The following is a 23,354-nucleotide window of genomic DNA, read 5'->3' as shown; positions in this document are numbered from 1 at the left end:
CTCGGGCCATCGTGCACTCCCGTCTCGACGAGGCTCCGGCCGCCCTCGGTCTGCGCCTGGCTTCACTCCGTCTCCCGTTCCCGGCCCAGCGCGAGCAAGAGGTCCTCGTGCCACTGCATCCACACCGTGTGGTACGAGTCGATGCGCGGCGACGTGAACCAGTCGTGCTCGCCGGCTTCGACCTTCTGGCGCGCGTCGCGCAGTCGCGCACGGTAGGGCGCGAGGCGTTCGAGCGCGCGGCTCGCGTGGCGCGCCACCGCGCCCGCGCGCTCGTCGAGCGCGACGAGCCGCTGGATCACCGACCAGTCGTAGGCGGCGTCGCGATGGTCGTTCGTCGCGCCGCTCCGTTTCACCTGCCAGTCGGAGCAGAGCTGCAGCAGCTCGCCGTTCAACGGCAGGAAGCGGTCGAAGCTGCGCTCCAGTGCGGCTTCGGAATCGCTCGCCGGCGCGCAGCGCGCCCACTCGGTGTGTGCGGTCCGGCCCTCGGCGGTGATCACGACGCGGGTCGACTTCCGCACGGCGTATCCCGACTGCACGATCACGTCGACACCTTCGTCGTCGCCCGCCTCCATCACCCCGCGGAGGCGCAGTTCGTGCACGAGCAGCCATTGCTCGTCGGTGAGCGCGTCCACCGCCGTCAGCGTAGGCTCCGCCCTCCGTGAGCGACGACATCGGAACCGGCACGATCGTCTTCGAAGCGGCACCGGTGCGCGGTCGCTGGCGCCGCCTCTCGAATCCCGACGACGTGCTCGACCTGCTCGACGACTCGGCCGAGGGTGTGGTCGCGTGCGTTGTCGACGCGGGTGCGACGTTCCTCGCGCCGATCTTCGACGATCTCACCGCGGTCGTGTGTTTGTCGGGCACGCCGATGAGTCACATCGGCATCGTGAGCCGCGAGTACCGCGTGCCGTGCCTCATGGCCGCGACGCTCGACGCCGAGCCCGACACCGACGCGCTCGTCGAGGTCGACTGCTCGTCGACGCCCGGCGTCGTTCGGACCGTCTGACGTGACCGCGCTCGCACTTCCCGACGGCTGGGATCGCGACGAGGTCAACCGCATGTTGCGGTACCACGGCGAGATCGCGCACGGCCTCACGGTGCAGCGGACCGCGCTCGAGTCCGCGCTCATCCCGGTGACCGCGTACATCCTCGTCTCGGGAGTCGAGTGCTACCGCCGGCACCCCGAGCTCATGACCGCGATCGCGGCCGCGACGACGCCGGAGTCGCTCGGTGCGCGCGGGCGCGAGCTCGGCAACCAGATCGACACCGTGCACCTCTGGTCGATCGCGAACATCTACCTCGTCGGCCGGTCCGTGCTCGCGGGTGGCGGCTTGATCGACTTCGACGCCGACATCTCGCGCACCGCGGTCGTGCTCGACTTCTGGAAGCGCGCCGCCGCAGAGTTCCGTGCCGACGGCACGCTGCAAGCGGCCGACGCGGCCGGGGTCGTCACGCCGTATACCGATCACGTCGACGAGATCGTCGCCGGCTGCCTGCCCGTGCGCGACGACGAACATCGCGCGCGCCTGTCGCGTCTCAACGCGCTGCTGACGTCGTATCTCTTCCTGCTCTACTTCGACACGCGCGCCGGTTATCAGGACACCGGTCCGTATCTGCTTCCGGACGGGCGCGTGCTGCTGCTGCGCGCGTTCAACCGCTTCGGTGTGTCGGACTTCGCGTGGAGCCACGACATCGCGGCGGAGCTGCCGTACTCCACAGTGCTCGCGGCCTTCGTGCTCGACGGCGTCGACTTCCACGTCACCGACTTCGGTACGTCGGTCACCGATCCGTCCGACTATCTCGATCGCCTCGTCGCGTTCGGTCTCTTCGATCCGACGAGCGGCCGCGCGGTTCCGATCATCGAGTCGGACGCGCTCGCGCTCGGCGAGTCGGTGAAGGCCGCGCAGCGCAAGCTCTACCGGCTCATCGCCGACATGGATCGGCGCGACAAGATCAACGCGGGCGCGTACGTGTACTTCACGTTCCTGCGCCCGTTCGCGGAGGCTGCGGGCGTTGCCGATCAGCTCGACTGGTCGATGCCGCGCGACAGCCTCGACCTGTATCCGTTGCTCGAGCTGTTCGAGTCGACGCCCGAGATCGAGCAGGACGCGGCGGTGTACTACCCGCCGATTCCTTGAGGTCCTGGTCGTTCGAATGGGGGACCGCCGACGGTGACGGCGGGTTCGTACGCCTCGCGTTGCATCCCGACGATCGGGTCGCGTGGTACTGGGCGTACCTGTGGCGACCGGGTCTCGGGCCCGTCGTCGTGCGCGATCACGAGGTCGCGTTGCCGCGCGGGCGTGCGCTCGAGATTCGTGCCGACTCGCTGTGGGCCGAGCTCGTGTGCGAGACGCCGGACGAGCACTGGAGCATCGGCCTCGAGGCGTTCGCCGTCGCGCTCGACACACCCGAGGACGCGCTCAACGGAGAGATCGGCGAGCGCGTCGCGTTCGGTCTCGATCTCGAATGGGAGACGACCGACGAAGGCGGCCGCGTGCGCGGCGACGTGTTGCTCGGTCGGGACACGATCCCCGTCGACACGCCGGGCGTGTTCACACATGCGGACGCGCCGGTCGTCGGGTTCGGTGAACGCACGATCGTCGCGTGGGACGACGGGTCGTGGTCCGACGGCGCCGGGGCCGACATCGCCGTGCGGTCGCGTGCGCTGGTGCCGATCGACTCGGGTGTCGTGACGCGCGCGCTCGGCGCGGCGGGCGGCGTCGACGGGCGCCGGGGCACGGCCTGGATCGAGTCGTTCCTCCCCTCGCGTGAGAGGATCGGTTGATGGATCTCGACGCGCGCAAGATGGCTCTGATCCTCGGGCGCAGCCGCGCCGTCGTCGGGCTCGTGCTGCTCGTCCTGCCCGGCCTCGCGGGTCGCCTGTGGCTCGGTGATCATTCGCCCCGCACGCGCGCGCTGCTGCGGATGGTCGGGATACGCGATCTCATTCTCGGCGCCGGCGCGCTGACGTGCGTGAAGGAGCGGACGCAGGACGCGGAGTGGGTCGGCATGGGCAGCATCGCCGACGCGGTCGACGGCTTCGTGTCGCTCACCTCGCCGGGCGTGCCCGCGCGTGGGCGCCTCGTCGGCCCCGCCGCGCTCGGCTCGGCCGTGCTCGGTCTCAAGCTCGCCCGCGACCTCGCCGACGAACGCACCGCCCGCGCCACCGAATCCTGATCACGCCGCCGACACGGCCGCCAACTCTGCGAGCAGCGATTCGGGTCGCCGCGTGACCTTGTCCCATGTCGCGAACACGATGCGCCAGCCGTAGCGCGCGGGGACACTCCATTTCTCGTTGTCGTGCTCGTAGTCGGCTGCGTCGTCGTGCCAACGGCGGCCGTTCGTTTCGAGGATCGTGCGGCTCGCTCGCAACGCGAAGTCGTACCGGTAGATGCGCCCGTTCCACTCGAGCGGGAGCTCGCGCTCGAAGTCGCCGAAGCCGCTCGCAACGAGCAGACGTCGAGTCTTGACCTCGAGCATCGAGCGCGACGGTGTGAACGGGTCGAGCTCGTCGAGCAGCGCGCGCGTCGCGCGTACGCCCTGCAGGCCACGACGTCCGTGACGGTTCAGGTACGCGCGGAGTGCGGCGACAGTAGTGAGCCGCCGGCGACGAGCGTCCTCGCATGCGATCTCGAACGATTCGCTGTCGAGCGCGTGCGCAAGCGCGACGATCGTCGCCTCGACGCCCGTCACCCGCATCCCGCGGTGGTTGCGAATCATCAGGTGCGCGCGGTCGCGGTGCCGGGCGACGGCGACCTGATCGGATCGCAGCCAGCTGTCGCCGGGCACGACGATCTCCGGCTTCTGAGCGCGGACGCCCTCGAGCCCGTAGACCTCACCCGCAGATCGCGTCCCGGCGGCAGACGCATCGCCCGCCCAGAGGAGCGCCGCGACGAGCCGTTGCATCGGTGATGGAGCGACGACGGTCATTCGGTACACGTCAGGGAGCACGCGCAGGAGAACACCGCTCGCACAGAGCGTCGTGAGTCGATTGCGCGTGATGTCGAGCGCGACCGCATCCCGACCACGGAAAACGCCGAACGTCGGGCGGCTCAGCTCGGAGATCAGAGCAAGCGCGGGTTCCGTTGGCATTGACTCCCTCTGAGCAGTACTGACGGCCAAGGGAATGGCCGCGTCGGACGCGACAGAGGGGAAGTGCGGAGGAAGCGCGCTATGCGAACGCGGGCAACACGTGCGTGCCGAGGAGCTCGATCGACTGCATGACCCGCTCGTGCGAGATCTTGTACGGATTCACGAGGCAGAGGAGCAGGTCGCAGCCGATCGCCTCGTAGCGCTTCGCCGCCGCAATGCACTGATCGGGATTGCCGACGACCGCCGAGCCCGAGTCGCGCAGGAAGTCGAACGTGATGTGCTCGAACATCCCCTCGCGCTCCATCTGCAGCGGCGCGGCCGCGTACTGGTAGGTGCCGAGGTCCTTGCCTTCGAGCAGCTCCGCGACCGAGCCGATCAACGCGGCGCCGTGCTTCACGTACCAGACGAACGACTCCGCGGCGTCCTGCTCCGCTTCCTCCGTCGTCGGCGCGCAGTGCACCATCGTGAACGTCGCGGCCTGATCGTTGACGAACTTCCCGACGGGTGACGTGCACTCGGCCAAACCGCCGCGGTACAACGCCAACCGCTCACCCAGCTCCTCGGGCGGTACGCCCACGGTGAACGAGCAGAGGCCGACACCGTGCCGGCCGATCTCGCGGTGTCCGTCGGGGCTCGACGTCGCGCCCCAGATCGGCGGGTGCGGGTTCTGCAACGGCTTCGGCTGCACGCGCCGCGGCGCGCCCATGTGCCAGTACTTGCCGTCGGCTTGGTAGTACTCCTCGGTCCACGCGCCGACGATGTGGTGCAGCGCCTCGCTCCACATCGCGCGCGTCTCGTGCGGCGGCACGTCGAAGCCTTCGAGCTCGGCGCGCGTCGACGAACGGCCGGTGCCGAACTCGACGCGCCCGTCCGAGATCAGGTCGAGCACCGCGACCGACTCCGCGGTGCGGATGGGGTGGTTGTACGGCTTGGGCAGCAGTCGCACGCCGTAGCCGAGACGGATGTTCTCGGTGCGCGCTGCGATCGCGCCGTACAGCACCTCGGGGTTCGAACAGTGCGAGTACTCCTCGAGGAAGTGGTGCTCGACGGTCCAGATGCTGTGGAAGCCGAGGCGGTCGCCGAGGATCGCCTGCTCGAGCGTGTTCTTGTAGGCCCGGTGCTCGCTCTCCGGGTCCCAGGGCCGGGCGACGGGGATCTCGTAGAAGAGCGCGAACTTCATACCCATGCGGGGAGCTCCTTCGGGCCCGGAGCCTCGCATCCTAGAGAACGTTCCCGCAGGAGCGGGCGGCCCGCCGTGCGAGCGCGACCAGGAATCAGAAGTCGATGCCGGACAACTCCGGTATCCAGTGCTCGACCCGCCGGCGGGCTTCGTGCCAGCGGTCCCGGTCGAGCGTCCGTGCGGGCTCGACGCGCGCGCGCGGGGCCCACAACTCCGCGAGCGCGTCGACACCGGGCAGCGCACCGAGCCCGACGAGCGCGAGCAGGGCCGCGCCGCGCGTCGTCGCATCCCGCACCGGCGAGATCTCGACCGGTCGTTGCGTCGCGTCGGCGACGGCCTGCACGAACGTCGGGTTGTCGCTCATCCCGCCGTCGACCCGCAGGGTGTCGATGGTGACGCCGGTGTCGGTCTCCGCGGCCTCGACGAGGTCGGCACCGCGGTGCGCGATCCCTTCGAGCACCGCGCGCACGACCTCGGCACGACCGCTGCCGCGCGTCAGTCCGAAGAAGCCGCTGCGCGCGCCGTAGTCCCACGTGGGTGTCCCGAGCCCGAGCGGGGCGGGCACGAACCACACGCCGCCGGTGTCGTCGCACTCCGAGGCGATCGTGTGGGTTTCCGACGCGCTGCTCACCAACCCGAGGTCGTCGCGCAGCCACTGCACGTTCGTGCCCGCGGCGAGCATGATCGCCTCCGATCCCCACGTCGTCGTGCCGCCGGCGCGCCAGGCGACGACCGGGAACGTGCCCGCCGCGGCGCGCTCTTCCTTCGCCGGTGCCCGGTCGCCGAGGTTGACGTCGAGCATCGCGCCGGTGCCGAACGTGATCTTGGCGTCGCCGACGCGCACGCACGACTGGCCCGCGAGCGACGCCTGCTGGTCGCCGAGGATCGCGACGAACGGCGGCGCGCCGTCGAGCTCGGACGCGACGCCCATCGCGCCCTCCGAGTCGACGATCGCCGGCATCGCGACATGGCTCACACCGAGCGTCGAGAGCACGTCCGGATCCCACTCGGTCACCCGGTGATGCGCGAGCCCGGTGAGGCCCGCGTTCCCGGGGTCGGTGACGAAGACGTGGCCGCCCGAGAGCTTCCACGCGATCCAGGTGTCGACGGTTCCGAAGCAGAGATCGCGCGACCGCGACGGGTCGTGCTGCTCGACGAGCCACTGCAGCTTCGTCGCCGACTGGTTCGGCGCGACGCGGATGCCGTCGGCGCGCAACGTGAGGCACGCACCGATCGTGCGGAGATCCTGCCATCCCAGCGCGGGGCCGACGGGCTCACCGGTCGCGCGATCCCACACGATCGTCGACGCGCGCTGGTTGCAGATGCCGACGCCGTCGACACCTTCCTCCGCGGCGATCGCGTGCTGCGCGAGCTCGCGCGTGCACTCGGCGAGCGCGAGCGCGTCGAACTCGACGAGTCCGTCAGCCGGGAAGTCGGGCAGCTGCTCCCGCGCGACCTCGAAGGCGACGCTCCCGTCCTCGCGCAGCACCGACGCCCGCACGCTGCTGGTGCCGATGTCGAGCACGAGAACTCTCATGTCACCGTCGCCTGCTCGCTCGTCGCGGAACGGACGTGCGCCCGAGTGCCGAGCGGAACGCGCACCGGCTCCGGGTCATGGCCACTCGGGACCGCCCCACGGGTCGGGCAGGCCGAGCTTGCCCGGGTTGAGGATGCCGTTCGGATCGAGCGCGCGCTTCGCGGCGACGAGCACGTCGAACGCGTCGCCGAGCGCGTCGCGCACGAATCGCGCGCGATTGAGCCCGATGCCGTGATGGTGGCTCAGCGCGCCGCCGGCCGCGAGCACCGCGCGCGTCCCCGCGTCCCACGCGGCGCGGTAGAAGACGTCGGGCGGGTTGTCGCCCGGCTGGCCGGCGAAGGTGAAGTAGAGGCACGCCCCGTCGGTGTAGGAGTGCGACTGGTGTGCGGACGCGACGAGCGCGCCGTCGACGCCGAGGATCGCCGCGCGCGCCGTCTCGTAGATGCGCGGCAGATCGCGCCACGAGCCCGCGATCTCCATCGTGTCGACGACGATGCCGCGTCGGGTGAGCGCCTCGAGCGCCGACACGTCGTTGCGATGCTCCAACCAGCGATCGAGCAGCGCCGGATCGAGCGGCTCGGCCGCGCGGCATTCGTCGCCGACGATCGCGGCCGTCGCCGCGGTCAACGCCGCGTCGGCCTCGTCCATCACGAGCAGCACCGCGCGCTCACCGGTCTGGTAGCTGCGGTTCGCCTCGATCGCGTCGTAGAGCCGCAGCACGGCCGGCGTCGCGCCGCGGTGCAGGATGCGCCGGCACGCGTCGAGACCGTCGACGAACGAGTCGAAGCCGTACGCGCCCCGCCACTCCGACGTGGGCAGTGTGTGTGCCCGCAACCGCGCGCCCGTGATCACGCCGAGCGTCCCTTCGGAGCCGACGAACAGCTGTGTGAGATCCGGTCCGACGGCGGCGCGCGGCGCGCCACCGGTGTGGATCGTGCGCCCGTCGGCGAGCACGACGTCGAGCCCGACGACGATGTCCTCGATCTTCCCGTAGCGCGTGGAGAGCTGTCCCGCACCGCGACACGCGAGCCAGCCGCCGACCGTCGACAGCGCGATGGATTGGGGCCAGTGCCCGCAGGTGACACCGTGGTCGGCGCGCAGCCGGTCCTCGAACACGTCGCCGAACGTTCCCGCCCGCACGTCGACGACCTTCGACTCCTGGTCGACGTCGACGATGCCCTCGAGCCCGCACAGGTCGAGCACCACGCCACCGTGCACGGGGATGCTCGCACCGCAGACCCCACTGCGGCCGGCGGCGACCGTCACCGGCACGCGCGCGGCGGTGCACGCGCCGATCACCGCCGCGACCTCCGGCGCCGACGCGGGTCGCGCGACCGCAGCCGCGAGCGCGGGCACCTCGTGCGCGAGCGCCCAGTGCATCGCGAGCGGCCACCAGTCGCGGCTCGATTCCGCGAGCGTCGCCGCGTCGGTCGTCACGCTCGCGCAGACGTCACCGAGCCGGTGCAGGAACGCGTCGTCGAGCTCGACCCGCTCTGCGCCCAGTCGCGCGGCAGCCGTCGCGGGGTCGTCGAGCGTGATCGGAGGCGTCGGCGCGCCGCGCTCGGGAGTGAACGGCACGTCAGGTACCGAGTGCCGCGTCGAGCGCGGTCTCGGGCAGCGCGGCACTCGTCCGTTCCGCGTCGACGAGCGAGCGGTAGTCGGCGACCGACGCGGCCGCGGTCGCCTCGTCCCAGCCCAGGATCGGCGCGATGAGCCGCGCGACCTCGGCGGCCGCGTCCGCCGACGCGTCGCGCCCGAGCAACCGGGCCCGGGTTCGCCGGCTCAACACGTCGTCGACCGTGCACGCCATCTCGTCGCTCGCCGCGTACACGACCTCGGCCTTCGAGTACGGCAGGCCGGGCACGATCGGCTCCGCGAGCTCCGGCCGCGCCGACTCGATTGCCTTCACGAACGTGCCGTTGCTGCCGTAGCGACTCGCGAGATGCTCGGACACGCCACTCGCGTCCCACTGCGCGGCACCCGACAGCGCGAGTCGCGCGGTCGCGCTGCGCGCCTTCGTGTCGAGCGCGCTCGTGACCGCGTCGATCGCGTCCGCGGCCATGCGGCGATACGTCGTGAGCTTGCCGCCGGTGACGGTCACGACGCCGCTCTTCGACGAGATCACCGAGTGCCGCCGCGAGAGGTCGGCGGTCCGCTCGCTGCCGGCGCGCTTCACGAGCGGCCGGAGGCCCGCCCACGTGCCGAGGATGTCGGCCTCGGAGATCGGCGTCGTGACGACGTCGTTGATCGCGCGCAGGAGGTACTCGATGTCGGTGGGCGTGCACTGCGGATCGTCGAGCGAGCCTTCGTAGTCGGTGTCGGTCGTCCCGATGTAGGTGAAGTCGCCCCACGGCACGACGAACACCGAACGGCGGTCCTTGCGTACCGGGATGACCGCGGCGATGTCGTTGCGGATCTTCGACCACGGCACCGTGATGTGCACACCCTTCGCGGGCCGGATCGAGTCGGGGTGCGAGCCTTCGTCGAGCGCGCGCACGTCGTCGGCCCACACGCCGGTCGCGTTCACCACCGAGCGCGTGCGCACCACGATCTCCGAGCCGTCGACGCGCACGCGCACACCGGAGACGCGCCCGCTGTCGTCCTTCTCGAATCCCGCGACCGCGGCGCGGTTCACGACCGCGGCACCCGTCTCCGCGGCGGTGCGCGCGATCGTGAGCGTGAGGCGCGCGTCGTCGGCGCGCGCGTCGTAGTAGATGTACGCGGACGCGAGCCGCGACGCGCGCAGCGTCGGCATGTGCGCGATCGCGGCGTCCTTCCCGACGCGCCGGTGCAGCTTGCCGATGCGTAGGCCGCCGGTGAGGTCGTACATCCACATCACGGTGCCGAGCGCGCGCGCGAGCCGGCGGTTGATGAGCCCGTCGGAGGTGAACACCGGCAGCAGGAACGGCAGCGTGCGCACGAGATGGGGCGCGTTGCGGCGCAGGATCTGGCGCTCCGCGAGCGCCTCGTACACGAGGCCGACTTCGCGCTGCTGGAGGTAGCGCAGCCCACCGTGCACGAGCTTCGACGATTTCGACGACGTGCCCGACGCGAAGTCGGCGCGCTCCACGAGCGCCGTGCGCAGCCCGCGGGACGCGGCATCGAGCGCGCAGCCCACGCCCGTGATCCCGCCCCCGATGACGACGACGTCGAACGACTCGGCACCGAGGCGCCGGATGTTCTCGGCGCGGTCGAAGCTCACGGGCGGAGGTTACCCGTCCGTCACTTCGCTCTCATCGGGGTCCGCGCCGGCGACGACCCCGGGTGAGCCGTCCTCGCGCACGACGGGCCGGCCGTCGTCGCGCCAGGCGATCATGCCGCCGGTGAGGTTGGCGGCGTTGAATCCCCACTGCCGCAGCTGGTCGGTCGCGACGTGCCCGCGGTCACCGGTGCGCGACACGCACACGATGCGGAACATCATCGGCAGGTCCCACCGGATCGAGTCGAGCTCCTTCACCGGGCAGAACCACGAGTCCGGCGCGTGGCCCGCGAGGAACTCGTCCTCGTCGCGCACGTCGAGCAGCACATCCTTCGCGTCGAGAGTCGTGCCGCTGCCGAGGTTGACGTGCGGAACCGGCTGCTTGCGAAAGAGCACGACAGCTAACGCGCGGGAACGGGCCGGTCGCTCAACGGCCCGCCCGACTGGGCGACTGAGGCGTCGGGAGCGGCGAGCGAAGCGAGTGCGACCATGAAGTTCAGATGACGGTGCCGGGGAGGCCGTCGGTCGCGACGACCTCGTCGTCGTAACCACCGGTGACCCACGCGCGCATCCCGCCGCTGACGTTCACCGCGTCGAAGCCCTGGCTCGCGAGGAACTGCGCGGCGCGATCCGAGCGCGCGCCGGACCGGCAGATCACGACGATGCGACGGTCGCGCGGTATTTCACCGAAGCGCGCGCCCACCTCGCCGAGCGGGATGAACTGCGCGTCGGGCACGTGCCCGGCATCCCACTCGTCCTGCTCGCGCACGTCGAGGAGCAAGCCGCCGGCCTCGAGCATCGTGTGCGCGTCGTCCGGTTCGACTTGGGGTACATCGCTCATGCGGCTCCGATCTCCGGCGCTCGAACCGGATGGTTCACGGCGTACGCGAGGCGGACCGCGCCTTCGATCTGCGCCTGGCTGGCCATACGGCTCAGTCTGTCAGCCCTCGCCGACGGCCTCGGACGCGACCCGGCGGAGATGCGTGTAGTCGGCCTTGCCCGCGGGCGAGCGCTCGAGCGACGCCAGCTTCACGTACCGCTTCGGGCACTTGTACGCGGCGATGCGCGTGCGCAAGTGCGCGGCGACCGCGTCGTCGTCGAACGGGCTCGCCGTGTCGGGTTGCACGAGCGCGACGATCATCTCGCCCCAGCGCGTGCTGGGCACGCCGACGACCACGCAGTCGAACACCGACGGGTGCGAGCGCAGCGCGAGCTCGACCTCCTCGGGATACACCTTCTCGCCGCCGGTGTTGATGCACGCGCTGCCGCGGCCGAGCAGCGTGATCATGCCGTCGGCTTCGATGCGCGCGTAGTCGCCGGGGATCGAATAGCGATGGCCCTCGACCGTGCGAAACGTCGCCGCGGTCTTCTCGGGATCCTTGTAGTAGCCGAGCGGGATCGAACCGCCGACGCCGAGCATGCCGATCCGGCCGTCGCCGGCCTCGCACCGGGTGCCGTCGTCGGCGACGACGACGAGTCGGTCGCTCGCAGCGAAGCCCGCGGGCTTCACGTCGCCCGCTTCGCGCGCCTCGTTGCGCGTCATCAAACCTTCCGACGCGCCGAGTGAGTCGATGAGCGTGATGCCCGGTAACCGCGCGAGCAGACCGTGCTTCGTCTCCGGGCTCCACGTCACGCCCGACGACGTGATCGCCGACAGCCGACCGAGGTCCCAACGATCGGGCTCGCGTTCGAGCGCCTCGAGCAGCGGGCGCGCGAACGCGTCGCCCACGATCGTGAGCACGCGCACCGACTCGCGCTCGACCGCGTCCCACACCGCGACCGGGTCGAGTCGCGGCGAGTCGACGAGCACGACCGTGCCGCCGCCCGACAACGTCGACAGCGCGATGAACAACCCGGTGCCGTGCATGAGTGGACACGCGGGGAGCACGGTCGCGGCGGCGCGGCCGCGCTCGATCGTCGACCGCGCGGTCGGCGGCTCGGTTCCGGGTCGCGCCATCTGCCACAACGAGGTCGCGAGGTCGGCGCTGCGCCACATCACGGCCTTCGGCGCGCCGGTCGTGCCGCCGGTGTAGATGAAGACCAGGTCGTCGCCGTTGGGTTCGTGGTCGGAGACGAACGTGGCGTCGCCGTGCGCGAGCACGTCGTCGTACCAACGCGCGCCGCGCGTGAGCTCGGCGCCGGCGTGGCGCACCTGATACCGCGCGATCGCAATCGGCGTCACGCGCGCCTCGATCGCGCGCGCAACGGTCGACGCGAAGTCGTCGTGGAACACGATCGCGGCGGCGTCGGAGTTGTCGAGCAGGTACGCGAGCTCGTCCTCGACGTAGCGGTAGTTCACGTTGACGGGCACGCACCCGAGGAGCTGCGCGGCGAAGAACGTCTCGAGGTACTCGGGTGAGTTCACGAGCTCGATCGCGACCTTGTCGCCCGCGCGCAGGCCGTTGGCGTGCAGCGCGCTCGCGAGCGCGCGGGCCCGCGCCGCCAGCTCGCCGAACGTCAACCGCCGCTCGCCGCACACGATCGCGAGCCGCTCGGGCGCGAGCTCGGCCACCGTCGCCCACGCGCCGCCGAACGATTCGTCAGTCACGGCCGGAAAATGTAGGGGGAGCGCCTCGTTCAGCGACAAGCGACAAGCGACAAGCGGGGCGAGCACGCGACCTCGCTCGCTCCCACCCCGCGTCGTGGAGCGGCGAGCGCAGCGAGCGCGACCGGAAGCTCAGACGGCGGAGCGCACGCCTTCGTCGCGGGCCCGGAAGCCGGGCGGCGCGGCGCCCACCAGATCCCGGGCCCGGGCCATCGCCCCGACGGCCAGCGCCACGACGACCGACAACACCGACCACGCCAGCACGATCACCAGCACGAACAGCCCTGTGTTCACATCGTGATCATGCGCCGTTCACGGGGCGGTTGAAACAACCCGGTTTTGTCAACATCCGACGTTCCGTCACGGTTCGCGATTTCACGACCGCAGATTGCGCGCTTCAGAGCTGCAGCATGGAGCGCGAGGCGTTGGCGAGGTCGTCCTCGAAGCGCCAGTTGTCCCGGAAGTGGTCGTTGCCTTCGCGCATCAGGTCGCGCACCCACCAGATCGCGTACAGGCCGGCCGTCGCGATCGTCGCCGCGATCCGGCGCCGGGCGCGGTGGCGCGGGGTCGACGCTGACGCGTTCGGCGCCGCGAGGTACGCGCCCATGCGCGAGTAGATCGCGGCGAGCTCGATCTCGATCGCGCGCTCGGCGTCGTCGTGGCGCGCGAGATCGCCGTCGACCGCGGTCCACGCCGCCAGCTGCGCGAGGCCGAGGGTCGCGGCCGCGAGCACCACCCACAGCGCCGGATCGCGGAACTCGGCGTTGAGCTCCTGCAGCGCGCGTGCCCGCTCCGCGATCCGCTCGAAGTGCGGGCGGAGCTCCTCATTGAGACCGCGCGCCCGGGCCTGATCCCACGCGAGCTCGGTGGCGGCGTCGAGGAGCTCGATCCGCCGGCGGTTGTGTGCGTGCCCGCGCCGCAGCAGCTGGTACAGGACGTAGAAGCCGTAGCCGCCGCCCGTGATCACGAACCATCCGAGCGCGCTCGGGAACCGCAGGATGTAGTCGGTCTCGTGCCGCCGCTGCCACGCGAGGCGGAGCCGATCCGCGGGCCGTGAGGACTGGCGGTCGGCCTCTGTGATCACGGTGCGGAGCATAGGCAGCACGCATCGCGACCCGGGTTCTCACCGTCGCTTCATCTGACGCGGCGCACCCTCGGCGTCCCGCGGTGACGCGCCCCCCCTGCACCCGCCCCGGGCTTGGACGATGGACGTGAAGGTTTCGCAGGAGCGGCCCACGGCGTCGACTCGCGCGGCGGAGGGGACGGGCGAGCAGACGGTTGATCCGACGACGGTGACGCGCGCGCCCGCGCTGCGCACCCTCGTCCTCGTCGTCGTGGCCGCGCTCAGCGGCGCCCTGGCCGGTGCCGTCGTCGCCCACGACCGATCGAAGGCCGCGACCCCGTCGACGTCGCTCCCACCGTCGGCGTCCTCGACCGTCGCGGGCGCGCTCGCGGCCGTCGGCCCGGCGGTCGTGTCGATCCGTACCGAGCCCGTCGACATCAGCCAGATCGAGCAGCCCCGTGCGACGCCGGGAAGCGCGACGGGTGTCGTCATCCGCTCCGACGGCGTGATCCTCACGTCGGCGGGGGTCGTCGCGAGCGGGCGGCCGATCTCGGTTCGTCTCGCCGACGGGCGGGCGCTGCGAGCGACGGTCCTCGGGCGCGACCTCGCGACCGACCTCGCGCTCCTCAAGGTCTCGGCCCACGCGCTCCCAATCGCGCGGCTCACCACCAGTGACGCGCTCGGCGTCGGCGACGACGTGGTCGCGCTCGGCGACGCGCTGTCGCTGCCCGGAGGCCCGACCGTCGGTCGTGGGGTCGTCGCCGCGTTGCACCGCACCATCGCACTCCCCGCGAGTGATGTCGCGACCGGACTTCCGTCGCGCCTGAGCGGGCTGATCCAGGTGACCGAGCCGCTCGGCGCGGGCGACGCCGGTGGTCCCGTCGTCGACGCGCACGGCGCTGTGGTCGGTGTGGCGACCGCGGCCGACGGCGAGCAGGCGCCGGGCTTCGCGGTCGACGTCTACCGCGCGGGCGACGCGATCCGCGCGCTCGAGCAGGGTCGTGCGACGGCAGACCGTCTCGGCGTCGAAGCGATCGACGTCACGCCCGCGCTCGCGAACGCGTACGGCCTGCCCGTGCAGTCGGGCGCGTTCGTCGCCGCGGTCGTGCCGCACTCGCCGGCCGCGACCGCGGGAGTGCGGTCGGGCGACATCGTCGTGCAGGCCGACCGCGAACGCGTCGCGACCGCTGAGGATCTCTCGCGCGAAGCGCGGGAACCGTCGAACACGACGTTGCCGCTCAAGGTGGTGCGCGGTACTCGAAGACTCGTCGTCACCGTGAAGCTTCCGTCCTCAGGGTGATGCGCGCGATCCCCCCCGACAACGGCGGCCCGTTGCCGACGGTGACGGACGCGCCCTGCGCGCTCGCGAGGGCGGACACGATCGCGAGCCCGAGACCGGTGCCGCCGGTGTCGCGACCGCGCGGTCCCGACGCGCGCGCGAACCGGTCGAACGCGCGCGGCAGCAGCTCGTCGGCAAAGCCGGGTCCGTCGTCGGCGACGGTGACGGTCGCAGCACCGTTGCCCGCGGCGGGCTCGACGTCGACGACGATCCGCGTGCGCGCGAAGCGGGTCGCGTTCGTCAACACGTTCACGAGCATGCGTTCGAGCAGGCGCGGATCCGCGAGCGCGAGCACGCGTTCGCCGCGCACCTCGATCGACACCTCGGGCGGCGGGGTGGGGATGCGGCCGATCGCGCTCTGCGCCGCGTCGAAGAGGTCGGTCTGCACGAGGCGCGGCGCGAGCGCGCCGGCGTTCGCGCGCGAGAGCGTGAGCAGGTCCTCGGCCATGTGCCCGAGCCGGTCGACCTCTTCGAGCGAGCTCGCCATCGCGAGCCGTACCGCTTCGGCATCGCCGGCGTCGCCCGCGGTCAGCTCGAGCTCGCCGCGCAGGATCGCGAGCGGTGTACGCAGCTCGTGACTCGCGTCGTCGACGAACGCGCGCTCGCGCGCGAACGCCGCTTCGATGCGTTCGAGCATCGCGTTGAGCGTCCGGCCGAGGTTGGCGAGCTCGTGATCGCCGACCGGTTCGGGTAACCGCCGGCCCGGCTCCGACATCGAGATCGCCTCGGCTTCCTGCGCCATGCGCTCGACCGGACGCAGCGCGGCACCGGTGACGATCCACACCACGACACCGAGTGCGAGCACGAGCAGCGGCGCGCCGACCAGCAACGACACCTCGACGCGCCGGCGCGCCAGCCGTTCGGTCTCGAGCGACGCGCCGACGACCACGACGACGTGCCGGCCCTGGAAGGTGTCCGGCATCGCGACGAGACGACCCGTCGACGCGATGCCGGGGATGGCGCGGTCGATGCGCACGCCGTGCTGGTTGGCGCGCGCGAGCTCGTCGGGCGTGAGCAGCCGTCGGTTGGCGTCGATGTTCGCCGACGACGAGAGCACCTCACCGTTCGACGCGATGATCTGCGCGAACGCTTCCTCCTGGCTGAGCTGGAGGCTGCCCTGGTCGAGCACGCCCTCGATGTCCTCGAGCCGCGCGCGCAGGCCGTCGTTCACGGCGCGGTTGAGCGCGTGGTCGAGGTTGAAGGCGAGCAGGCCGCTCGTCGTGACGACGATGAGCGCGGCACCGACGCACGCGAGGGCCACGAGGCGGGCCCGCAGCGATTGGAACGCAGCCGGCAGCGTCACAGGCCCGGGAGCCTAGGCAGGTGCGTGCCGGGACCTATTGCCGAGCGGGCTCGGCGGTCTCCTCGGCGTCCTCGTCGTCGGAGCGCTCGGCGCGCAGCCGGTAGCCGACGCCTCGCACGGTCTCGATCGTCTCGACACCGAACGGACGGTCGACCTTCGCGCGCAGGTAGCGCATGTACACGTCGACGACGTTCGACGTGCCGTCGTACGCGAAGTCCCACACGTGGTCGAGGATCTGGCTGCGGCCGAGCACCTCGCCCGCGTGGCGCATGAGGTACTCGAGGAGCGCGAACTCCTTCGGCGAGAGCCGGATCTCGTTGCCGCCGCGGTGCACCTCGTGGCGCGCGGGGTCGAGGACGAGGTCGCCGACGCGCAGCGCGACCGGACGGGCCGCGGGCTCGCGGCGCGTGATCGCGCGCAGCCGCGCGAACAGCTCGCCCATCGCGAACGGCTTGGTGAGGTAGTCGTCGGCGCCGGCGTCGAGTCCGGCGACGCGATCATCGACGGCGTCGCGCGCGGTCAGCAGCAGGACCGGCGTCCAGTTGCCGTCGGCGCGCAGCCGGCGGCAGACGTCGAAGCCGTTGGGCGGCGGGATCATCACGTCGAGCACGATCGCGTCGTACGCCACCTCACCCGCGGCCCACAGGGCTTCGGTGCCGTTGATCGAGAGATCGCACGCGAAGCCCTCGCGTTCCAGGGCCCGGCGGACGAGCGCCGCCATCTTGGGCTCGTCCTCGACGACCAGGATGCGCATGCTCAGCAGGGTATTTGCGGTGGGATGAGAGCGAGATGAGAGCACGGCGCGGGCCCGGGCGGGGATTACCGTCGACGCCATGTCCCCGCCGCCGAATTCGCCGGAGATGGAGGTCGCGGACTCGATCCTCGATCTCGTCGGCAACACACCGCTCGTCCGCCTGCGCCGGGTCGGCAGCGACCTCTCGTGCCAGCTGCTCGCCAAGGTCGAGACGGTGAACCCGGGTGGGAGCGTGAAGGACCGGCCCGCGATCGCGATGATCGACGCGGCCGAGGAAGCCGGGCTGTTGAAGCCGGGCGGCACGATCGTGGAGCCGACGTCGGGCAACACCGGGGCGGGCCTGGCGATCGTCGCCGCGCAGCGCGGGTACCGCTGCATCTTCGTGATGAGCGACAAGATGAGCAACGAGAAGGTCGCGCTGCTGCGGTCGTACGGGGCCGACGTCGTCGTGTGCCCCACGGCGGTGCCGCCCGAGGACCCGCGCTCGTATTACTCGACGGCCGAGCGGCTCGTTCGCGAGACGCCGGGCGCGTTCCGTCCCGACCAGTACTCGAACCCGGCGAACCCGCGCGCGCACGAGCTGTCGACCGGTCCCGAGCTCTGGCGCCAGACCGCCGGTCGCATCACGCACTTCGTCGCGGGCATCGGCACCGGCGGCACGATCACCGGTGTCGGCCGCTACCTCAAGCGCCAGAACCCCGACGTGCAGATCATCGGCGCCGACCCCCAGGGTTCCGTCTTCTCGGGCGGATCGGGCCGCCCGTATCTCGTCGAAGGCGTCGGTGAGGACTTCTGGCCGACGACGTTCGATCCGAAGATCGTCGACCGCGTCGTCGAGGTCAGCGACGCGGAGTCGTTCCTCATGGCTCGGCGCGTCACCCGTGAAGAAGGACTGCTGATCGGCGGTTCGTGCGGCACCGCGGTGCACGCGGCGTTGGAGGTGGGCGCGGAGCTCGGACCCGACGCGGTCGTGGTCGTGCTGCTGCCGGATTCGGGGCGCAACTACCTGTCGAAGATCTTCGACGACGACTGGATGCTCGAGAACGGCTTCCTCGAAGCCGAACGTCCGACGACGCGCGACCTGCTCGAGGCGCGCAGCGACACACTTCCTCCGCTCGTGCGCGTGCATCCGAACGCGACCGCGCGCGAGGCGATCAAGCTGCTGCGCAAGATCGACGTGTCGCAGCTCGTGGTCGCAACGCAGGAACCGCCGCTGCAGGCGAAGGAGGTCGAGGGCTCGATACGCGAGCTCGAGCTCATGCACGAGATCTCCCGCGATCCCGATGTGCTCGACCGGCCGGTGAGCGAGGTGCAGAGCCCGCCGCTGCCGACGATCGGTGTCGGCGAACCGCTGGCGCGCGTCGTCGAGCTGCTCGACCAGGGCCCGGCGGTCGTCGTGCTCGACGGCGGCCGCCCCTGCGCGGTGCTGACGCGCAGCGACGTGCTCGCGTTCCTCAGCGAGCGCACGCAATCGTGAGCGAAGCGAGCCCCGAGGAGCCGGCGGGATTCGAGACTCGCGCGATCCACGCGGGGCAGGCGCCCGATCCGGTGACGGGCGCGGTCGTCACGCCGATCAGCCTCGCGACGACGTTCGCGCAGGAAGAGGTCGGCAAGCACGGTGGCTTCGAGTACTCGCGTAGCGACAACCCGACGCGGCGCGCGTACGAGACGTGCCTCGCGTCGCTCGAGGGCGCGCGCCACGGCCTCGCGTTCGCGAGCGGCCTCGCGGCGGAGGACGCGTTGCTGCGGCTGCTCGCGCCCGGCGATCACATCGTCATCCCGAACGACGCGTACGGCGGCACCTACCGGCTCGTCGCGAAGGTGCACGAGCCCGCGGGAGTCGAGTGGACCGCGGTCGACCTCGTCGACGCGGACTCGCTCGCCGGTGCGTGGCGCGACTCGACGCGCATGGTGTGGATCGAGACGCCGACGAACCCGATGCTGCGCGTCGTCGACATCGCGCGCGTCGCCGCCTTCGCGCACGCGCGCGGCGCGCTCGTCGTCGTCGACAACACGTTCGCCACGCCGTATCTCCAGCAACCGTTGCGCGAGGGCGCCGACATCGTCGTGCACTCGGCGACGAAGTACCTCGGCGGTCACTCCGACGTCGTCGGCGGCTTCGTCGCGCTCGACGACGACGAGCAGGCGGAGCGCGTGCGGTTCCTGCAGAACGCGGCGGGCGCGGTGCCGTCGCCGTTCGACTGCTTTCTCGTGTTGCGCGGCCTCAAGACGCTCGGCGTGCGCATGGATCGCCACTGTGCGAACGCGGCGGTGATCGTCGAGTTGTTGGTCGCCCATCCCGCGGTCGAGCGCGTGCTGTATCCGGGACTCGCCGACCATCCCGGCCACGACGCCGCGGCGCGCCAGATGCGCGGGTTCGGCGGCATGGTGTCGTTCCTCGCGCGCGACGAGGACGCCGCGGTCGCGCTCGTCGCGCGGACCGAGCTGTTCACGCTCGCGGAGTCGCTCGGCGCGGTGGAGTCGCTCATCGAGCACCCCGGCCGGATGACGCACGCATCGGCCGCGGGCTCACCGCTCGAGGTGCCGGCCGCGCTCGTGCGGATGTCGGTCGGGATCGAGACGATCGGCGACCTCGTCGCCGACCTCCGTCAGGCCCTCGACTCGGTGGCGTGAGCGACGCGACCTCCGCGCGGGAGCTTGCCGCGCGCATCATCGCGGCGCTGCCGCACGCGTCGCTCTTCGACCGCCTGAACGTCGGGTCATGCCCGACGTGTCCGAAGGCGCCGGTTACCTGTGCGCGCGCTGCGGACGGCGTCTCACCTGTGATGGAGGGCTCGGGATCTCGATGGGCTACCGCTGGTTCCGCCGTTCGCGTCTTCGGTCCGCCGATCGCGCTGCAGATGCATCACGAGCGTCACCCCGAGGTCGCTGCCGCCGTGAAGCAGGTGAGTGACGGGCTCGATGTGCTGGTCGTGAGCAGCGGCCCATACTGGCCGACGGAAGGGCCTCGCTGATGCCGCGGTACATCGCGCTGTTACGCGGCATCAACGTCGGTGGGAAGCACGCGGTTCCGATGGCGAAGCTTCGAGCCCTGTGCGAGTCGCTCGATCTCACCGAGGTCGGTACCTACATCCAGAGTGGCAACGTGGTGTTCGCCGCGAACAAGGCGGTCACGCCGGCCGCGTTCGAGAAGGCGCTGCGATCGGAGTTCGGGTTCGAGATCCCGGTCGTGCTGCGCACGCGCACCGAGCTCGCGAAGGTCGTGTCGGGCGACCCGTTCAAGAAGGTCGAACGGTCGAACGTGCACGTCGGGTTCATGGCGAAGAAGCCGGCCGCGGCGGCCCTGAAGCAGATCGATCACGAGCGCTTCCTGCCCGAAGCAGTGGTCGTGAAGGGCTGCGAGGTGTACTACCACCTGCCCAACGGCATGGGCCGGGCGAAGCTCCCGCTCCACGTCGACCGGCAGCTGAACGTGCCGACGACCGTGCGCAACTGGAACACCGTCACCAAGCTGCTCGCCCTGCTCCACGACCGCTAGTGGTACTGCGTTCAGTGGCTATGTGCCGATAACGCAGTACCACGGAGGCGCGGTGAAGGCCTACGGGAAGGTCTGACCCGCGAGACGGCGCTGCTTGAGCTGCGCGCGCACGAAGTCGCGGTTCATGAGCGCGATGAAGTCGATCGAGATCTCCTTCGGGCACGCGGCCTCGCACTCACGGTGGTTCGTGCACGAACCGAAGAACGACTCCATCGTCTGCACCATCGAGACCGTGCGCTCCCAGCGCTCGGCCTGACCCTGCGGCATCAGGTTGAGGTGCGCGAGCTTCGCCGACGTGAACAGCTGCGCTGCGCCGTTCGGGCACGCGGCCACGCACGCGCCGCAGCCGATGCACGCGGCCGCGTCCATCGACGTGTCGGCCGCTTCCTTCGGCACCGGGATCAGGTTCGCGTCGGGCGCGGATCCGGTCGGCGCGGTGATGTAGCCGCCGGCCTCGACGATGCGGTCGAACGCGGAACGGTCGACCGAGAGATCCTTGATGATCGGGAACGCGGCGGCGCGCCACGGCTCGACCGTCACCTCGCGCACGCCGCGCTGCTCGAGCTTGCGCAGGTGCAGCTGACAGGTCGCGGTGCCGCGCTCGGGTCCGTGTGCCTGCCCGTTGATCATCATCGAGCACGAGCCGCAGATGCCCTCACGGCAGTCGTTGTCGAACGCGATCGGCTCCCGCCCCTGCGCGAGCAGGTCTTCGTTCACGATGTCGAGCAGCTCGAGGAACGACATGTCGGGACTCACGCCGGGCGCCTCGTACGTCTCGAAGCCACCCACCGAGTCGGGCCCGGCCTGGCGCCACACCTTCAGCGTGAGATCCATCGTCGATCCTGTTCCTTTACATGGTCGCATGCTCGCTTGTCGCGGCACGGGCCTTCCACGCGGTTCTCGAGCTGATCGCTCGCCTGCTCCGTTACTTGTAGCTGCGGGTCGCGAGGTGCACGTTCTCGAACACGAGCGGCTCCTTGTGGAGCGTGGGCTCGTTCCCGACGCCGGTGAACTCCCACGCGCCGACGTACGCGAAGTGCTCGTCGTCGCGCAACGCCTCACCGTCGGGCGTCTGGTACTCCTCGCGGAAGTGGCCGCCGCACGACTCGTTGCGGTGCAGCGCGTCGAGGCACATCAGCTCCGCGAACTCGAGGAAGTCGCTCACTCGGCCCGCGCGCTCGAGCGACTGGTTGAACGACTCGTTCTCGCCGAGCACGCGCACGTTCTTGTGGAACTCGTCGCGGATCGCGGGGATCTCGCTGAGTGCCTTCGTGAGGCTCTGCTCGGTGCGACCCATCCCGCAGTTGTCCCAGACGATCTTGCCGAGCTCACGGTGGTAGTGGTCGACCGACTTCGTGCCCTTGTTGCCGAGCAGTTTTCGCACACCGTCGATCACGGTCTGGCGCGACTCCTGGAACACCGGGTCCGTCTCGGCGACGCAGGCTTGGCCGAGCATCGGCGCGAGGTAGTCGTTGATCGTCGCCGGAATCACGAAGTAGCCGTCGGCGAGACCCTGCATGAGTGCCGACGCGCCGAGCCGGTTCGCGCCGTGGTCGGAGAAGTTCGCCTCACCGAGCACGAACAGTCCGGGCAGGTTGCTCTGCAGGTTGTAATCCACCCAGAGTCCGCCCATCGTGTAGTGGACGGCGGGGTAGATGCGCATCGGCATGCGGTACGGATCGTCACCGGTGATGCGGTCGTACATCTCGAAGAGGTTGCCGTAGCGCTCCTTGATGACGTGCTCACCGAGACGGTCGATCGCGTCGGAGAAGTCGAGGAACACGCCGTTCTTCTTCGGCCCGACACCGCGGCCCGCGTCGACCTCGCGCTTCGCGGCGCGTGACGCGACGTCGCGCGGCACGAGGTTGCCGAACGCGGGGTAGCGGCGTTCGAGGAAGTAGTCGCGGTCGGCGGCCGGGATCTGGTCGGCGGACCGCGCGTCGTCCATCTGCTCGGGAACCCAGATGCGACCGTCGTTGCGCAGCGATTCCGACATCAGCGTCAGCTTCGACTGGAACTCGTCGCTCGCGGGGATGCACGTCGGGTGGATCTGCGTGTAGCAGGGGTTCGCGAAGTACGCGCCCTTCTTCGCCGCTCGCCAGGCCGCGGTGACATTCGAGTTCATCGCGTTCGTCGACAGGAAGAAGACGTTGCCGTAACCACCGGTCGCGAGCACGACCGCGTGCCCGGAGAGACCGAAGATCTCGCCCGTGATGAGGTCGCGGCACGTGATGCCGCACGCCTGCCCGTCCTTCACGACGAGGTCGAGCATCTCGGTTCGGCTGTAGAGCTTCACCGTGCCCAGCGCGACCTGATGCGCGAGCGCCTGATACGCGCCGAGCAGCAACTGCTGGCCCGTCTGGCCCCGCGCGTAGAACGTCCGCGAGACCTGCGCGCCACCGAACGAGCGGTTGTCGAGCTGACCGCCGTACTCGCGCGCGAACGGGACGCCCTGCGCCGCGCACTGGTCGATGATGTTCACCGACACCTGCGCGAGCCGGTAGACGTTGGCTTCACGCGAGCGGTAGTCGCCGCCCTTGATCGTGTCGTAGAAGGGGCGCTGCACGCTGTCGCCGTCGTTCTTGTAGTTCTTCGCCGCGTTGATGCCGCCCTGCGCGGCGATCGAGTGCGCGCGCCGCGGCGAGTCGTGGAACGTGACGACCGTGACCTGGTACCCGAGCTCGGCGAGCGTCGCCGCGGCCGCCGCGCCCGCGAGGCCGGTGCCCACGACGAGCACCCGGAACCGGCGTTTGTTCGACGGGTTCACGAGCTTCACCGCGAACTTGTGCCCGTCCCACTTGTCGGCGAGCGGTCCGGCCGGGACGTGCGATTCGAGCGTCATC

At 70.8% G+C, this 23,354-nt stretch carries 24 protein-coding genes; 9 read left to right on the top strand and 15 right to left on the bottom strand.

Translation table 11 applies throughout. The annotated features are described in order from the left end of the window. Positions 1-62: 62 nt before the first annotated feature. Positions 63-632: a MarR family transcriptional regulator gene (locus VH914_18880; protein ID HEX4493275.1), complete on the bottom strand. Its 570-nt coding sequence runs from the start codon at positions 630-632 to the stop codon at positions 63-65. A gap of 26 nt (positions 633-658) precedes the next feature. Between VH914_18880 and VH914_18875 the strand changes: the two genes are divergently transcribed. The 4 genes from VH914_18875 to VH914_18860 are packed head-to-tail and all read left to right on the top strand — an operon-like array spanning position 659 to position 3,177. Beyond that, entirely contained in the window at positions 659-1,006 is a 348-nt protein-coding gene (locus VH914_18875; protein ID HEX4493274.1) for a PEP-utilizing enzyme, read from the top strand. 1 nt (position 1,007) lies between these two features. Continuing rightward, positions 1,008-2,138 (top strand): hypothetical protein, encoded by a 1,131-nt coding sequence (locus tag VH914_18870; protein ID HEX4493273.1) that lies wholly within the window; start codon positions 1,008-1,010, stop codon positions 2,136-2,138. Continuing rightward, entirely contained in the window at positions 2,135-2,785 is a 651-nt protein-coding gene (locus tag VH914_18865) for a hypothetical protein (protein HEX4493272.1), read from the top strand. The genes VH914_18870 and VH914_18865 overlap by 4 nt, the downstream gene beginning before the upstream one ends. Then, the gene (locus tag VH914_18860) at positions 2,785-3,177 is read left to right on the top strand and encodes a hypothetical protein (protein ID HEX4493271.1); all 393 of its coding nucleotides are present in this window, start codon (positions 2,785-2,787) and stop codon (positions 3,175-3,177) included. Before VH914_18865 ends, VH914_18860 begins: the two co-directional genes overlap by 1 nt. On the opposite strand, the gene VH914_18855 is transcribed toward VH914_18860, so the two are convergent. The 10 genes from VH914_18855 to VH914_18810 form a co-directional block, all read right to left on the bottom strand. Then, positions 3,178-4,092, bottom strand: coding sequence for a hypothetical protein (locus VH914_18855; GenBank protein ID HEX4493270.1), 915 nt, complete (start codon positions 4,090-4,092; stop codon positions 3,178-3,180). It lies immediately after the preceding gene. A gap of 79 nt (positions 4,093-4,171) precedes the next feature. After that, positions 4,172-5,278: an LLM class flavin-dependent oxidoreductase gene (locus VH914_18850; protein HEX4493269.1), complete on the bottom strand. Its 1,107-nt coding sequence runs from the start codon at positions 5,276-5,278 to the stop codon at positions 4,172-4,174. Positions 5,279-5,366: 88 nt separating this feature from the next. Then, positions 5,367-6,809: an FGGY family carbohydrate kinase gene (locus VH914_18845; GenBank protein ID HEX4493268.1), complete on the bottom strand. Its 1,443-nt coding sequence runs from the start codon at positions 6,807-6,809 to the stop codon at positions 5,367-5,369. A gap of 75 nt (positions 6,810-6,884) precedes the next feature. Next, positions 6,885-8,387, bottom strand: coding sequence for an FAD-binding oxidoreductase (locus VH914_18840; GenBank protein HEX4493267.1), 1,503 nt, complete (start codon positions 8,385-8,387; stop codon positions 6,885-6,887). Between the two features lies 1 nt (position 8,388). Further along, complete coding sequence (locus VH914_18835; protein HEX4493266.1) at positions 8,389-10,011, bottom strand: glycerol-3-phosphate dehydrogenase/oxidase; 1,623 nt, start codon at positions 10,009-10,011, stop codon at positions 8,389-8,391. A gap of 9 nt (positions 10,012-10,020) precedes the next feature. Beyond that, a complete protein-coding gene (locus VH914_18830) occupies positions 10,021-10,404 on the bottom strand; it encodes a rhodanese-like domain-containing protein (GenBank protein ID HEX4493265.1) in 384 nt (127 codons plus the stop codon). A 100-nt stretch (positions 10,405-10,504) separates the two neighbouring features. Then, on the bottom strand, positions 10,505-10,849 hold the full coding sequence (locus tag VH914_18825; protein HEX4493264.1) for a rhodanese-like domain-containing protein: 345 nt from the start codon (positions 10,847-10,849) through the stop codon (positions 10,505-10,507). A 99-nt stretch (positions 10,850-10,948) separates the two neighbouring features. Further along, positions 10,949-12,556: an AMP-binding protein gene (locus VH914_18820; protein HEX4493263.1), complete on the bottom strand. Its 1,608-nt coding sequence runs from the start codon at positions 12,554-12,556 to the stop codon at positions 10,949-10,951. 129 nt (positions 12,557-12,685) lie between these two features. Further along, positions 12,686-12,847, bottom strand: a complete 162-nt coding sequence (locus VH914_18815) for a hypothetical protein (protein HEX4493262.1) — start codon at positions 12,845-12,847, stop codon at positions 12,686-12,688. A 103-nt stretch (positions 12,848-12,950) separates the two neighbouring features. Further along, positions 12,951-13,637, bottom strand: a complete 687-nt coding sequence (locus tag VH914_18810) for a hypothetical protein (protein ID HEX4493261.1) — start codon at positions 13,635-13,637, stop codon at positions 12,951-12,953. Positions 13,638-13,764: 127 nt separating this feature from the next. On the opposite strand from VH914_18810, the gene VH914_18805 reads away from it, so the two are divergent. Next, complete coding sequence (locus VH914_18805; protein ID HEX4493260.1) at positions 13,765-14,916, top strand: trypsin-like peptidase domain-containing protein; 1,152 nt, start codon at positions 13,765-13,767, stop codon at positions 14,914-14,916. Here the strand turns inward: VH914_18805 and VH914_18800 are convergent. Both VH914_18800 and VH914_18795 read right to left on the bottom strand, forming a co-directional pair. Beyond that, a complete protein-coding gene (locus tag VH914_18800; protein HEX4493259.1) occupies positions 14,888-16,258 on the bottom strand; it encodes an ATP-binding protein in 1,371 nt (456 codons plus the stop codon). The genes VH914_18805 and VH914_18800 overlap by 29 nt on opposite strands. Before the next feature lie 34 nt (positions 16,259-16,292). Further along, positions 16,293-17,012, bottom strand: a complete 720-nt coding sequence (locus VH914_18795) for a response regulator transcription factor (GenBank protein HEX4493258.1) — start codon at positions 17,010-17,012, stop codon at positions 16,293-16,295. Between the two features lie 106 nt (positions 17,013-17,118). Here VH914_18795 and VH914_18790 point away from each other — a divergent pair, with 106 nt between their 5' ends. The 4 genes from VH914_18790 to VH914_18775 are packed head-to-tail and all read left to right on the top strand — an operon-like array spanning position 17,119 to position 20,511. Then, positions 17,119-18,489 carry a cystathionine beta-synthase gene (locus tag VH914_18790; protein HEX4493257.1) on the top strand — a complete coding sequence of 457 codons (1,371 nt, stop codon included), beginning with the start codon at positions 17,119-17,121 and terminating at the stop codon, positions 18,487-18,489. Further along, the gene (locus tag VH914_18785) at positions 18,486-19,646 is read left to right on the top strand and encodes a cystathionine gamma-synthase (GenBank protein ID HEX4493256.1); all 1,161 of its coding nucleotides are present in this window, start codon (positions 18,486-18,488) and stop codon (positions 19,644-19,646) included. The genes VH914_18790 and VH914_18785 overlap by 4 nt, the downstream gene beginning before the upstream one ends. Then, a complete protein-coding gene (locus VH914_18780; protein HEX4493255.1) occupies positions 19,643-19,987 on the top strand; it encodes a hypothetical protein in 345 nt (114 codons plus the stop codon). The genes VH914_18785 and VH914_18780 overlap by 4 nt, the downstream gene beginning before the upstream one ends. Then, entirely contained in the window at positions 19,987-20,511 is a 525-nt protein-coding gene (locus tag VH914_18775; protein ID HEX4493254.1) for a DUF1697 domain-containing protein, read from the top strand. The genes VH914_18780 and VH914_18775 overlap by 1 nt, the downstream gene beginning before the upstream one ends. Before the next feature lie 60 nt (positions 20,512-20,571). On the opposite strand, the gene VH914_18770 is transcribed toward VH914_18775, so the two are convergent. Both VH914_18770 and VH914_18765 read right to left on the bottom strand, forming a co-directional pair. Further along, a complete protein-coding gene (locus VH914_18770; protein HEX4493253.1) occupies positions 20,572-21,345 on the bottom strand; it encodes a succinate dehydrogenase/fumarate reductase iron-sulfur subunit in 774 nt (257 codons plus the stop codon). Between the two features lie 91 nt (positions 21,346-21,436). After that, positions 21,437-23,353, bottom strand: coding sequence for a fumarate reductase/succinate dehydrogenase flavoprotein subunit (locus VH914_18765; protein ID HEX4493252.1), 1,917 nt, complete (start codon positions 23,351-23,353; stop codon positions 21,437-21,439). Between the last annotated feature and the right edge of the window lies 1 nt (position 23,354).

The organism is Acidimicrobiia bacterium, from assembly GCA_036271555.1.
In the GTDB taxonomy this organism is placed as follows: domain Bacteria; phylum Actinomycetota; class Acidimicrobiia; order IMCC26256; family PALSA-610; genus DATBAK01.
This window is presented reverse-complemented; position numbering and strand designations above follow the sequence as displayed.

Bases quoted from the DNA above. Each gene is read 5' to 3' on its own strand.
- VH914_18860 (HEX4493271.1), top strand. From the start codon at position 2,785: ATGGATCTCGACGCGCGCAAGATGGCTCTGATCCTCGGGCGCAGCCGC.
- VH914_18855 (HEX4493270.1), bottom strand. From the start codon at position 4,092: ATGCCAACGGAACCCGCGCTTGCTCTGATCTCCGAGCTGAGCCGCCCG.
- VH914_18850 (HEX4493269.1), bottom strand. From the start codon at position 5,278: ATGGGTATGAAGTTCGCGCTCTTCTACGAGATCCCCGTCGCCCGGCCC.
- VH914_18845 (HEX4493268.1), bottom strand. From the start codon at position 6,809: ATGAGAGTTCTCGTGCTCGACATCGGCACCAGCAGCGTGCGGGCGTCG.
- VH914_18825 (HEX4493264.1), bottom strand. From the start codon at position 10,849: ATGAGCGATGTACCCCAAGTCGAACCGGACGACGCGCACACGATGCTC.
- VH914_18795 (HEX4493258.1), bottom strand. From the start codon at position 17,012: ATGCGCATCCTGGTCGTCGAGGACGAGCCCAAGATGGCGGCGCTCGTC.
- VH914_18790 (HEX4493257.1), top strand. From the start codon at position 17,119: ATGGAGGTCGCGGACTCGATCCTCGATCTCGTCGGCAACACACCGCTC.
- VH914_18775 (HEX4493254.1), top strand. From the start codon at position 19,987: ATGCCGCGGTACATCGCGCTGTTACGCGGCATCAACGTCGGTGGGAAG.
- VH914_18770 (HEX4493253.1), bottom strand. From the start codon at position 21,345: ATGGATCTCACGCTGAAGGTGTGGCGCCAGGCCGGGCCCGACTCGGTG.
- VH914_18765 (HEX4493252.1), bottom strand. From the start codon at position 23,353: ATGACGCTCGAATCGCACGTCCCGGCCGGACCGCTCGCCGACAAGTGG.